Origin of the sequence: Pseudanabaena sp. 'Roaring Creek' (genome assembly GCF_001402795.1) — a bacterium.
GTDB lineage: Bacteria > Cyanobacteriota > Cyanobacteriia > Pseudanabaenales > Pseudanabaenaceae > Pseudanabaena.
Map to the genome: position 1 here is coordinate 1 of NZ_LIRE01000328.1, position 12,528 is coordinate 12,528.

16 protein-coding genes and 1 pseudogene are annotated in these 12,528 nt (G+C 43.4%); 16 read left to right on the forward strand and 1 reads right to left on the reverse strand.

Features of this window, described 5'->3' with window-relative positions; translation table 11 throughout:
- Nucleotides 1-682: 682 nt before the first annotated feature.
- The 16 genes from AC805_RS11125 (at nucleotide 683) to AC805_RS11200 (ending at nucleotide 12,390) form a co-directional block, all read left to right on the forward strand.
- Nucleotides 683-1,924 (forward strand): hypothetical protein, encoded by a 1,242-nt coding sequence (locus tag AC805_RS11125; RefSeq protein ID WP_055075501.1) that lies wholly within the window; start codon nucleotides 683-685, stop codon nucleotides 1,922-1,924.
- Between the two features lie 145 nt (nucleotides 1,925-2,069).
- Nucleotides 2,070-2,252: a hypothetical protein gene (locus AC805_RS11130; RefSeq protein ID WP_055075502.1), complete on the forward strand. Its 183-nt coding sequence runs from the start codon at nucleotides 2,070-2,072 to the stop codon at nucleotides 2,250-2,252.
- Nucleotides 2,253-2,387: 135 nt separating this feature from the next.
- Nucleotides 2,388-2,831 (forward strand): hypothetical protein, encoded by a 444-nt coding sequence (locus AC805_RS25570; protein ID WP_156341384.1) that lies wholly within the window; start codon nucleotides 2,388-2,390, stop codon nucleotides 2,829-2,831.
- Nucleotides 2,832-3,027: 196 nt separating this feature from the next.
- The gene (locus AC805_RS11140) at nucleotides 3,028-3,399 is read left to right on the forward strand and encodes a hypothetical protein (RefSeq protein WP_197278700.1); all 372 of its coding nucleotides are present in this window, start codon (nucleotides 3,028-3,030) and stop codon (nucleotides 3,397-3,399) included.
- Nucleotides 3,400-3,423: 24 nt separating this feature from the next.
- Nucleotides 3,424-4,005, forward strand: a complete 582-nt coding sequence (locus AC805_RS11145) for a hypothetical protein (protein ID WP_055075505.1) — start codon at nucleotides 3,424-3,426, stop codon at nucleotides 4,003-4,005.
- A 45-nt stretch (nucleotides 4,006-4,050) separates the two neighbouring features.
- Complete coding sequence (locus AC805_RS11150) at nucleotides 4,051-4,434, forward strand: hypothetical protein (protein ID WP_055075506.1); 384 nt, start codon at nucleotides 4,051-4,053, stop codon at nucleotides 4,432-4,434.
- Nucleotides 4,435-4,514: 80 nt separating this feature from the next.
- Nucleotides 4,515-5,495, forward strand: coding sequence for a hypothetical protein (locus tag AC805_RS11155; protein ID WP_055075507.1), 981 nt, complete (start codon nucleotides 4,515-4,517; stop codon nucleotides 5,493-5,495).
- Between the two features lie 443 nt (nucleotides 5,496-5,938).
- Nucleotides 5,939-6,409 (forward strand): hypothetical protein, encoded by a 471-nt coding sequence (locus AC805_RS11165; protein WP_055075509.1) that lies wholly within the window; start codon nucleotides 5,939-5,941, stop codon nucleotides 6,407-6,409.
- Between the two features lie 73 nt (nucleotides 6,410-6,482).
- Entirely contained in the window at nucleotides 6,483-6,650 is a 168-nt protein-coding gene (locus tag AC805_RS25575) for a hypothetical protein (protein WP_156341385.1), read from the forward strand.
- 59 nt (nucleotides 6,651-6,709) lie between these two features.
- A complete protein-coding gene (locus tag AC805_RS11170; RefSeq protein ID WP_055075510.1) occupies nucleotides 6,710-7,027 on the forward strand; it encodes a hypothetical protein in 318 nt (105 codons plus the stop codon).
- A complete protein-coding gene (locus AC805_RS11175) occupies nucleotides 7,011-7,271 on the forward strand; it encodes a hypothetical protein (RefSeq protein WP_055075511.1) in 261 nt (86 codons plus the stop codon). The genes AC805_RS11170 and AC805_RS11175 overlap by 17 nt, the downstream gene beginning before the upstream one ends.
- Nucleotides 7,272-7,398: 127 nt before the next feature.
- Nucleotides 7,399-8,445, forward strand: a complete 1,047-nt coding sequence (locus AC805_RS11180; protein WP_156341386.1) for a DUF6744 family protein — start codon at nucleotides 7,399-7,401, stop codon at nucleotides 8,443-8,445.
- 69 nt (nucleotides 8,446-8,514) lie between these two features.
- Nucleotides 8,515-9,732 (forward strand): AAA family ATPase, encoded by a 1,218-nt coding sequence (locus tag AC805_RS11185; protein ID WP_055075513.1) that lies wholly within the window; start codon nucleotides 8,515-8,517, stop codon nucleotides 9,730-9,732.
- 53 nt (nucleotides 9,733-9,785) lie between these two features.
- Nucleotides 9,786-11,243 carry a VWA domain-containing protein gene (locus AC805_RS11190; RefSeq protein WP_055075514.1) on the forward strand — a complete coding sequence of 486 codons (1,458 nt, stop codon included), beginning with the start codon at nucleotides 9,786-9,788 and terminating at the stop codon, nucleotides 11,241-11,243.
- Nucleotides 11,244-11,342: 99 nt separating this feature from the next.
- Nucleotides 11,343-11,528 carry an AAA family ATPase gene (locus AC805_RS11195; RefSeq protein WP_055075515.1) on the forward strand — a complete coding sequence of 62 codons (186 nt, stop codon included), beginning with the start codon at nucleotides 11,343-11,345 and terminating at the stop codon, nucleotides 11,526-11,528.
- 85 nt (nucleotides 11,529-11,613) lie between these two features.
- The gene (locus tag AC805_RS11200) at nucleotides 11,614-12,390 is read left to right on the forward strand and encodes a hypothetical protein (protein WP_055075516.1); all 777 of its coding nucleotides are present in this window, start codon (nucleotides 11,614-11,616) and stop codon (nucleotides 12,388-12,390) included.
- 3 nt (nucleotides 12,391-12,393) lie between these two features.
- On the opposite strand, the pseudogene AC805_RS25580 reads toward AC805_RS11200, so the two are convergent.
- Nucleotides 12,394-12,528, reverse strand: a pseudogene (locus AC805_RS25580) (IS256 family transposase); the annotation flags it as partial.

Genomic DNA, 12,528 nt, shown 5'->3' on the forward strand with positions numbered 1-12,528 from the left:
TCACTTCTTTGCATCTTTGTGGGGATATGTGAAATTGGAGGTTCTTAAACTCAATTCTAAGCTCAATCATTTTGCTCTCAAATCCAAATTGTATATTAAGGCTTTGCAGCAATCTTACTTGGAATGGCAATCCCTGAAACCTTTTTAGACTTCTGCGTAAGGTGAGTTATTTAAGGACTGATTCGTTCTTTTAATTGAGAACAGATCCATGTCTACTTGTGCATCGAAATTGCGGATTTAGAACATCTGTTAAAGCTGCTTTCGCACAATTGTATGACTCTTCCCCCTATTTGAGAGTTATCTGTGAGACGATAAAAAGTGAAGTAAGTATTACTTGTAAGGGAATTACCTCTGAGTCTACTTCAAAATTCTAGTCTGAGAGACGATCTCAAAATGAACTTTAATCAACAAAAAAGCGATCGCCATTGCGGTAGCGTCGCTTCAAAATACGATGGGGACTCGTTGGTTTTTCTGTTTACTCAGTAAGGCATCCAGAATCTATAACAATATCACTTAGATTTGAAGCCAGAAACAAGTTTGTTGGTAAACCTTAATCTATGTTTGAGATATCGTTGCTTTAAGTAGCCTAGCGGCAGATCTACGGAGTATTCACCCCACAAAAATCGTAAAGCACCTCATCCCTTTTAAGGGATGAGGTGCTTTTTTATTTAAGGAAAAGCCCATGACTACGCCCCAAGTAAAATTCCGCAATATCCTCGGAGAACTGACCATCGCCAAACTCTATGGCGGAGAGCATTTAGGAGTAACTGCCCCAACAAACCTTGACCTGAGAAAAGAGATTAGCAAGATTGGAAAAGCGATCGCCAAATTCTATGAACCATCTGTAACTCAAACTAAAGTAATTCAGATTCCGCCACAGTTACAAAAAGTACTACCCAATGCCTTCTGCGAACATGAAGGACAAATCTATCGACGCACCGACTATCAGCTCGAACTAGTTCCAAACCAACAAGAACGCATTCGGGCAGCCATGTCTGTCGCCAAAATTCTCGACCTAGTGCTGAGAATGCAGCAGTACGAAGACGAAAAAGAACTAGCCAAACTGCGCCAACTTCTCAATCAAAAGTATGATGAGTTCGCAATTAGATTCGGACATTTCACCAGCAAAGAGAACCTGAGTATCTTCCAAGAAGACCCCAACTACTATCGATTGAGAGCATTGGAAATCGACCGAGGCAAAGGCAAAAGCCCCATCAAAGCCCCGATCTTCCATCAAAGAACCGTCAGGGCGACCCCAAGATATCGGGCAAATAATGCCAAAGATGCCCTAGCCCAATGCCTAGATGCCAAAAGCTATATCGACCTAGACTGGATCGCCAACCTCATCGACAAAAGCATTAGCCATGTCATCACTGAACTCGAAGGCGATATCTTCTACAACGGTACAATCCCACCAACAACAGTCCAAGAAACCACTAATTCCGAATGGATTACCAGAGAAGAATTCATCAGTGGCAATGTCGTCGCTAGATTCAACAAAATCGTCGCATGGCAAGAAAGTGGAGTACCCAACTGGCTGAATATTGACAAATACCATCAAACGATCGCTAGCAATCAACCAATCCCCTGTTTACCAACTACAGACGTAGATATCAAAGTACGCTGTGCCGCGAAGCTAGGCATTAATGTCAATGCGATGACACCAGACGAGCTAAATCTGCTGTTACGCAACACCATCCGTGTGAAGCTAGGAACAAGTTGGTTGCCCGAAACCGTAATCAAGGAGTTTACCGAACAACTGCTCAGTCAAGCAGGAAAAAGCACCGTCAAGTTTCATCCTGACCCCGCCAACATTAGACCTGTCGGGGAACAAAAGCAAAGCGCAGAGCGAATTTTACTCTTTCTATCCATTTTTAATCAGTATCTAAATAGAAGTTCCGTAAGCCAACCTCATTCAACATGAGTCGATCATCAGAATCAGCTACACGACTACGATACGTTGCTATTATGGTATGATATCGTTTCAACTTAATTGAACTTATAGCTTTTGTATTTACCAATGGATTGAAGTATAGAAATAAATGTAAAGTCGTCTTTATGCGATACTTTTGTTTCCCGACAAGTCTATTTGGGTAATCACAGGTGACAGCAAACTAATTGTTTCACCACAGAACAAAACCGAGTGGGGAACCCAAAACTTTACAGCGATCGCCCTGATTGACCATACACTCAACCAAAAAGACCCCTATGCATTGCTATCGAAAGATTTTGATTTATTGAAGAAGAATTGAATGTTACGATTTATACCATATTCAATCAACTCAATCAGGAAGTCAAACAGATGTCTGTCAAAGTAATACCAGAGCCAAAGATTCGTTAACTCGACCTTGGCTAAGGAGTTCCTAAATTTAATTGAGGAATACATCATGAAAGAACTGAACCATTATTTCAGTGCAGTAGTCATCGGATTCATTACACTGCTATCAATTACTCCAAGCGCTCATGCTCTCAAGTCTTCCACTCTTGACACAGCAAACTCATATGGAGTAGTACAACAGCAAACAATATCACAATATCAAAATCTTCCTCCGCTTGAAGATCCAGTATATACATCTCCGCCGCCAGCAACTTGTGGATATAGTGGACTCCCACCATTGAATTCAACTCAGGAAGAGTTTGATAGGTGGGATCGGTGTGAAAGCGCTGAAAGGGCAAGGGTCAGAAGTGGTTCTACCGATCATAGTGGAAGCCGCCGCGCCATTTGTACAGGTGAATGTGTGCAAAAGTGTTCCACATTATCTAGCTTTAGTCAAGCGGCGGGTGATGCTTGCCGTAGAGAAGTACGCGATTGCCAAGCGCAATGTCGTTGAATTTAAAAAATTCAAGCTTCAAGTTGCTAATCATTAGACACTCCTTAAATCCTAGTTCAACTGATTCAACTGGAAGAATGGAAATGATAACTTGTGAATAAGTGTCTAATGTCTAAGTAACATTGGTAGAAATTTCACCAACTTGCAAAGTCTTCGAGAGTTGTAAAGTCTTCGAGAGAAGAAGGAACTATCAATTATGATGTCCGAAAGCCAGAAAGAAAAATGCCATGAAATCATTCATGCAACAGCGCTTGCGGGTGCAGCAATTGGTGCGGGAATGGCTCAACTTCCTGGTGCTGATGTCCCACTCTTACTTGGGATCGAAATTACAATGACTATATCATTAGGCGCAGTATTTGGAATTAGCCTTACTGAGTCTAGTGGAAAATCTATCGTTGTTGCTGGGGTAGCTTCCTTTGCGGGTAGAGGCATAGCTCAAGCTCTTGTAGGTTGGATACCTGGTTTTGGTAATGCCATAAATGCATCAACAGCCGCAGTTGTTATTGAATCAATGGGTTGGGCAATAGCTAATGATTTTGCTAATGATCCCAATAGAGATCGAGAGTAATTTACAAATAAGTGAGGCTTAATCGTGGTTCAGCAATTTGGAAAAATTCTAGGGCAGGGCTTTCAACAAGCTATAAATTATGTCAATACACCTGCTAATAAAAAACAATTAGTTAGAATGATGCAAGGGTATTTTGTGGCGCATCACACTGAAATTGAACATCAGGTTGAAACAGGAATCGAACAAATATGGATGTCAATTACATCTATTAAAATTACCATAAAAAACAGGGAAAAAGAAGTAGAAATTGTTAGCAATGCTGCAAAGAATTATTCTGCAATAGGTGTCAAAGATTCAATTGTAATACAAGGAGAGAGAATAAATTGCACCATAAATTTCAATTTTAATGGAAATCAAGTGCAAATTATTAACAAACTAGAACTACTAGTTCAAAAAATCAAAGAAGATAGTTTGAGATTGGATAATGCTAGTTTGAAATTGGAGCAAGGAGATGACTTGGATACTATTGATCAGGTTAAGAGAATAGACAATAAGATTCAGCAGATCAATAATAACGTTTATTTACATGGTGAAAATATACAAAAGATAATATCTCAAATCACGGATTATTCTCAATTCCAAAAAGCTTTAGGGATAACAACCTAAAGCCAAGTTTTTTCCTCACCCCAATTTTACACAAGGATAAAAATCATGAATAACAATCAGTCCAACAGCACTAATGAAACCTACATAGTAAGAGATGCTACTGGCTCAACTATTGCTCAAGGGAAAGATATCAATGTAACTATTGCAAATAACAAAAATGAAAAAACATCTTTACCTGCTGAGGTATTGGAGATTCAAGAGCTTTTAGAACGACTTTCCAAAAGTCATCCTAGTCAAACTACAGCGCAGCAGATGAAGATAGCTTCTCAGGCTATAGAAAGTATCGAAAGTGATTCTGACTGGAAACACCGTGCAGTTAAAGCTTTACAATCAGGTTTATTAGAAACATTTAAAAATAATCCAGTGTGGACTTTTATTATTGGGGCAATTAAGGAATGGAGTCAGATTGATACGTCTAAAATCTCCTAATTTAAAATGGAAAAGAACCTGAATTAGCTTGGCTAAACTGAGGCAATTCATGAGCGATCGCTTCAGGCGATCCGCTCATTATGGAACGGACAACCCTCGAAGCCGAATTGCAAGGACTAGGAATGCAATTGCAAGCCTATAACGACAGGCAGTTTAGGGATAAATCCAAGATTCAGTATCTAGCTGACATGGTAAATACCAACCATCCTGCTAACATTCAGCATATTCAATCAGACCTAGCCACCGTCGCCAAAGCCAACCTGAAGCAATTCATCAGCGATCGCGGCGTGATGCTAGATAAAGCCGTGCTAATCGATCATCACATTACTGAACAAGTGCAAAGGTTGAAAGAAAGCTATCGATTGACCCAAATCCAAATCGGGCAATTTGCGGGACTGAACGTATATCTGAGCAGATTTGGCTCAGAGGTAAATGGGTATATTGGTATCAGCATCAGTTCAGGTTATGAATTTAATGCAGAGTGCCAGCAACCTCATAGTTCGCTGTTACATGTGGTGAGAAATGCGATCGCTGCCAAACTAACCACAGCCCAAGAAAATCTCGAACGAGACAGACAAGAACTGCCAATTCTGCAAAATCGAGTCAGTCAACCCTTTGAGCAAGCAGAGGAATACGAGCAGAAATCAAATCGGTTAGGATTCTTGAAAGAGATGTTTGATGCGATCGCCCATGAGTCTCCTGTGGATGAAAGTGACTCAGACAACACTGAAGAGGGAGAAGAACTAGAAGAATCGCGAGAAATCTTCTGGGAAAGAGACTCTAGTGCTGCGCCCTTAAAGCTACCATCAAAAGCGATCGTGGAAGCATTGAGTCAGAGACAGTTCGAGGATTGGGTATCAGGTGATGCTGATAACTGGCTGGAACAAATTGCGCAGATTGTTAGCAATGTTGAGATTGAAATTCCTGTGAATGGCGATCGGCTTGGGGCAATCCCAGAATCCAAGCTATTGGCTGACTTTAGATTAGTTCGAGGAGGCGAACAACTTACAATTCCACAAAAGAATGTGAATGAGCAAAGAGAACAGCTAACATTGTTCTAAGAATTCTATTCTAAAGAGATAGAATTCCATATGGAAAGCGCTGTCGCTAAAAGTCTGTGAAGATTTGAGATGCAAAAATGATCCAAGAAAATTGCCAGATGTCACTGTTTAAAAATAGCAAATGTTATGTAATAGTGAGTTTCAAGCGCTCAATCAAAAAGATAGCATCTAGGCTCAAAGACCATTATGCTTGCGAAATTCTCGAATGCAATCGAGATGCAGTGTCATTCTTGCCTTCAAAAGCTGGAACAATTCAGCAAATGCTAGCAAGTGGAAAAATACAAGACTGCACTGGAGAAAATCTAAAGATATAAATCAGTGTGATAGAAAATTAGCCTACCCATACTCATGTAGTAGAATGGGTAGGCTAATTTTTTATCACACAGGTTTGTAAGAAGTCCTTAGCAGGAATTTTGTGACGAATATAAGGAGTAGATAAAATAATGGCGTGGAAATACAAAGCGTCTGACTTACCGAGTGGCAGTGAATCTCGGCAAAGCCATATAGAATTCATTCGCGTAAACCTAGAACTACTGCTGGCAGTAGCATGGCACGGCTATGAAAGCGAAGGAAGAGGCGCGATTATCATTGATGTCAGCAAATCCAAAGAATCACAAATTGGCATCAGTCCCTATCAAAAATGGCTGAATTCTGGGAGCTATGGCTGCTACCTAAGCCAAGCCACAGCAGAGCGTATCGCCAAAGAATCGGGATATCCAAACCCATTCCAAAAGGATGAGAAGAGACAGATTCGAGACTACAAACCCGAAAACCAAGTCGTAGTCTGTTTTATCCGCACCGATGGCGGCTTTAGCTCCTATGTAATCGCGCATCCATTCCTAACGGCAAAACAAGCCTACGAAGCCAATAAAACTAGGCTGCAAGCCGAATTCGCTGTAGATAGAACCGACTAACCCAAAACCCAATATTCAACCTTCAAAAGCCTCCCGATATAAATCAGGAGGCTAATTTGTTATGGAGTCAAATATGACCCAAAAAAGATACAAAAGCGTATTGTGTGGACTGTTGCTACTAGCGATCGCTATCCATCCAGAACAACATCACGTAGAAGAAAAGCATCCCAAAATCGTCCATATCCAAACCCGTCGCCAGCGCAAATATTGGCGAAAGAAGCAGAAGAGTATCAGTGCGTAGAAGCAAATAGCTGTTAGCGATAAGCCAAAAGCTAACAGCTATTTACGAAATCCAAAAATATGACAAATAGTTACCAATTCGGTGAATCTTTTAATCTCGCAAAGATTGAATCAGAAATCCAAAAAACAAAAAATCTGATTGCTTCTCTACAATCCAAGCTCGACAAGAATATCAGAAAAAAGAAGACCTCTATGGATCTACAAATAGCTAAAAACCATTTGCAGATACTATTACGCGATTGTGAAATAGCAACAAAAGTGAATCCAATTATCAAGGAGCAAAGCTTGAATGAAAAACATCAAAGGCAACATCCATCAAATCAAAACCATGCTGAAGATTTGCAGCAAATATCATTGGGAATTGAAAAAGATTATTAGTTCTCGGAGCAAAGAAGGCTCTTACCTATTTGTAGGAGATATTCGAGCAGAATTTAAATGTCATCACGATCGACCAACTCACGCCAAATTTGACCCATCATTGACAATTCGCAGTGACGGAACGGTAGATCTCAATGAAAACCTGTTTAAAGATTCTCCCTATACACAAGAGATCAAGAAATTGCTAGAAGCAGCCCATGTGAGTACCGAACCAACCAGAAAACTAGGGTCGGGAATCAAGTAAACAGAAGTCAAGCAGAGCCATCCCAAGCCCCAAGACAACCACTACCGAATTCACTACTACCAAACAATCGCCTAGCGGACAGCAAAAGGCGATCGCTCATCTATACCTAAATTAGAGGATAAAAGCCATGAACACAGCAGCAATGATTGCCACCCAGCAAGCATTGATTGACAAAGGAGCCGAATACTTAGGCGACCTAATCGCATGGTCAATCAGTGCTGAAACCAGACTAAGTGAAGCCACCTTAAAACGAGCCGCCGAGCAAGTGAATCTTGACTTCAGCTACCTTCCTGAAAGCCCCAACAAGCTGAGCGCATTCAAAAATGCCCGCACCAAAACCCAGACCCAACTGAGCAACCACAATCTCCTCATTCGCCAAATCTCCAATAACGGCGCACTAGTCTATGGATTCGTACTAGAGAACAAGAACGAGAAAGACAAAAAACTTCGCTATAGCCAACTCACCTCCTATAGCTTCGATAAAAGCAACGAAACCACCAATTGGAACCGAGAAGACTGGAGCCAAGAAAATGAATCCCTGATTGACATCGCAAGAAGTACTTTTGACAAATGGTATGCATGGAGTCAAGAAATCACCAGCAAAGAAATCCGCGCCATGCTGACCGAATTTGTCAAAAAGGCAGGCGTACCATTTCGAGAACGAGGCGGCACATACTTTGTGGCAAGAAGCTATCGGTTAGAACTAACCGCCTTCCGAGAACTCCTACCCCTGATTCACAAAGAAAATAACATTCGCTGGATGCCGATCGCAGGCATAGGCGACATGGACATCATCGCAAGGCAATCTTTGGAAAAAGAAGTGCAATCGATGTCCAGTTATCTAGACGAGCTGCTAGACCCAGAGAAAGTATCCGAAACCAAAGGTAGCACCCTGAAGAACCAACTCAAGGTGTATCGAGAAGTCGAAGATAAAACCAAAATGCTATCCGAGCTATTGCAATTTCGTTCCGACGCACTGACCGACAAACTCGCCAAACTGCGCCAACGTTGCCTGAACGTATTGGACGAAATCGCAACCAGCACAACCGAAACCCCAGAAGAACAGCCCCATCAAACAGAACACGTTATCTCTGTGCCAGAAGAAACCATCTGCGAACCAGTAGAAACAACAGCAGAAGTTAGCGAAGACAACCTCTTCGATCTCGGCTTCTAGCGAAGGATCAAGGGAGTAGCCAAAGCGCTACTCCCCATTTAATCATCAAGAAATAAAAGGAACTTAAAAATGCTCGCCACCGAAATCGCACAGACCAATGGACATATCACCGCCTTGACCGTAACCCCAAAATCCGCCTTAGCAAAACTGCAACAACTGCGAGAAGAACTGAAAAGTGTCTACCTAGACCGCAGCGAAGCGATCGACCTGATTTTGGTAGGACTGCTCGCCAAAATGCATATCTTCCTAGGAGGCAAACCAGGCACAGGCAAAACCGAACTCGCGAAAGCAGTCTCTGATGCAATCACAGGAACCACCTTCTTCCATTACCTGATGACCAAAACCACCGTCGCCGAAGAAGTATTAGGAGCACCTGACCTCGCCGAACTCCAAAAAGGCAAATTCGTGCGCGACACCGAAGCCATGTTACCCGAAGCCCACCTCGCCCTCATGGACGAAATCGGCAAGGCAAATAGCATTGTCCGCAACTCCGCCTTGGGACTGATGAACGAACGGGAATTCCTGAACGGCAAAACCAAACTCCAGTCGCCATTAATTACCATGATTGGTTGTTCCAACGAACTGCTAGATGGTGAAGAAGACGGAGCATTCTGGGATCGGTTGAGCCTGCGGTACATGGTGGATTATCTAGGCGATGAAGATCTGCGAACCCTACTGCTCCGCAAAACCAGCAACATCGCCGCACCACAGATTGCGACCATGCTGAGCCTAGCCGAACTAGAGCAAATGCAAACTGCTGTAAAAAACGTACCCTTCCCCGCTCCCGCGATCGACTCCCTGATTGACCTACAACGGGAACTGAAGAAAGAAAACTTCATCGTCAGCACCAGAAAATACGTGCAGATCGTCACCATCCTCAAAGCATACGCTTACTTGCAAGCAGAAACCGAAGTCAGCGAAGACAGCTTCGAGATTCTCAACCATGTAATCTGGAATCATCCCAGAGAGCAAGCGCAGATTAGAAAAATCATCGCCAAAGTGGGGAATCCCGTGAACATCCAAGCCCAAGAAATCCTTGCCGCCATCACTGAAAAGCTATCAGACTTGGGCAACTGTCCCACCTATGGCACCAAGAAACAGCAAGACGATTGGGCAACGGAAGGTTCAGGCGTTCTATCCGATATCCGAAATCAGATTGACAAACTCCAAAGCCTAATTGCTCAACATCCTCACAAGGCAAAGAAAGCACAGCAAGTACTAGCTGAAATCGAAGCGAAGAAGAAACCTTTACTCGCCAAAGTCAGTGAAATCATGTTCGGAGCATAGAACCACCCAACAGAGAGCAGATAGTCTGCTCTCTAATTTTATGGAAAACCAAAATGCAAGAACCATTAGTGTATCTAATCCCCAAATGGACAGAGTTATGTATTACCGACTTCAAAGAAAAATCATCCAGACTAAGTGAAGTCATCGAAGAAGGCGATCGCAAAGTCTACAACTTTGAAACCTTTGTTAGTGAAACCTATCACCGCCTGTACGATCGCCAACCCAACCGACTCGAAGATAGTGCCATCAAACCCGAAAACAAAATCTGGATTGCCATCCACCAACAGATGAGCGAACTAGAAGTATTTCAGCAATTTAGTAACCGTTTAAACGGAGATGAATTCCTCTCAGGTATCGGCACAACCGCTTTATGCCTAGCGATCGTGGAAATGCTGCCCGAACCAGCCGAGCCACTAGAAGACCCAGAAGTAATCAGAAAACAACTGCGAGGTATCTTTGAGGCTTTGCAAGGGCAAACACCCAGCGCAGGACTGATGCAGAGGATTCAGCAATTAAAGCAACAGGGACTAGAAACCCGATTAGCCTGTGAAGCCTACGCCGACTCGATCGGCAATGCCGAAATTGAAACCGCCATCATCACAGGCATAGCCAAAGCCGAAGCCGAAATACAAGCGATCGCTGAAAGTATCGCCACTTTTAGCGCAGGCAGCAACTACAGCCAAGAAACCCAACTCAAAATCGCCGACAAAATCCAACTCGCCCAACGCCTCCATACATCGCCAAAACTACAAGCGATCGCCGAGTTAGCAGGCAAGAAAATAGCAATCGCTGCCAAGATGCAACGCAGCAAAGTCAAAGAAGGACGCACCGAAATTATCGGCGTAACCACAGGCAACGACCTAACCCGCCTATTGCCCTGTGAGCTAGTCAAACTCACCGAACCAGCCCTATTCCCCATATTTGCCCAAGGCTATATCGAGCGATCGCTACTACAACGAGAGCTAATCAGCCGCGAACCTCTAGCCAGAGGACCGATCGTTATTTGTCTAGATTCCAGTGGGTCAATGCAAGGACAAGCCGAAATCTGGAGCAAAGCGATCGCCCTCGCGCTATTGAGCATCGCCGTTAGTCAAAAGCGCCATTGCCGCATTCTGCACTTCACAGATGTCGTGGAGCGGATTGACGACTTTGCAGGCGAAATCCCTGACACCAATCGCGTAATTGACTGCATCGAAAAGTTCTACAACGGTGGCAGTACTAGCTTCACCGCCGCCCTAACGGGAGCCTTAGCCTCCATCCAACAGCACGAACAAACCAAGAAAGCCGATGTCATCCTCATCACCGACGGACTCGACACCCCATCCACCCAATTTATCGAGCAATGGCAAGCAGATAGGAAAAAGTATGAATTTAGTTGTTATGGACTCCTGATTACCAGTGTCAACCTAAGCAACTACGAAAGCACGATCGGCAAACTATGCGATCGCTATGTAGAAATAGCAAATCTCACCGAGGATAGCGAAGTATCCACCTGTCTATACAGCATCTAGTAGCCATAAAAGGCGGCGCTTCGCGCCGCCTTTTATGGCTTTTCCTCTAGCGAGGCTCGCAAGGAAAAACCAAATTATTTACTCAAAAGGAAAATACCTATGACTTATTCATTTCAGCAAGCAACCAAAGAAAACATCAAACTCCGCATGGCTTTATATGGCCCCCCAGGCTGCGGCAAAACCTACACCGCTCTGCAACTAGCAACCATCTTGGGCAAAAAGATTGGACTAATCGCAGCAATTCTCATTATGAAAATTTTGTCTTTATCTGGCGGCAACTATTGAGAATAGCCGCAATAGCGATCTTTAAAAAGCCGATGCTTTCGTTCAAAATTTGACGGCTTAGACAAATCAAAAGTCATAATGAGAATTGCTGGGACTAATCGACACCGAATATGGTTCAAGCCGCAAATATGCTAAACTGTTCAACTTTCAAGTACTGGAACTAACCAAATTCGGCCCCAGCCAATACTACAACGCCATTGAAAGCGCCGAAGAAGCAGGATTTGATTACCTGATCATCGACTCCCTATCCCACGCATGGTATGCCGAGTTGGATTCAGTCGGTAGCGACGTAAGAAACTGGGCAAAAATCCGCCCCATCGAACGCCAACTATGGGACAAAATCATCAGCTCAAGCTGTCACATCATTGCCACGATGAGATCCAAGATTGAGTACGACTATGGCGCGACTGAGGTTAACGGCAAGCAGAAAATCACCAGTGTCCGCAAGATAGGCACAGCGCCAATTCAAAAAGAAGGCAGTGAATATGAACTAGACATCTGTGGCTTACTCGATGACCAAAATACCCTGATCATCTCCAAGAGCAGATGTCCTGAAATCAGCAATGGCATCTTTCCCAAGCCAGGGAAGAAATTCGCCGAAATGATTCAAACATGGCTAAGTGATGAAGTCCCAGTCCCCAGCAAGACCCTTATCCCAACGATCAATGTCCCTATCAATCCCGTCGCCCAGCAACCACAGGTACAAGAACTAGCAGCGATCGCCAGCAGCAACGGTCATATCCCCCCGAAGGCAAGCAGGGCTGTTTCAAGAATGGGGAATAGAGAGATTAAAAGATTAAAGATGACATGGCAGGTATATTGTGAGATATTGAGACTGTCAAGTAAAATGTGTAAAGTCTAGGAGCTAGATGTGGAGACGATCCTCAAAGAGGATAGCAAATCGATTAAGGGCGGGTTTCCAATCGCGAATGGGCATTGTCCATTTCTTAGAAATATTCCGCATCGCCAAATAAACCAGCTTGAAAGCAGCCTCATCAGT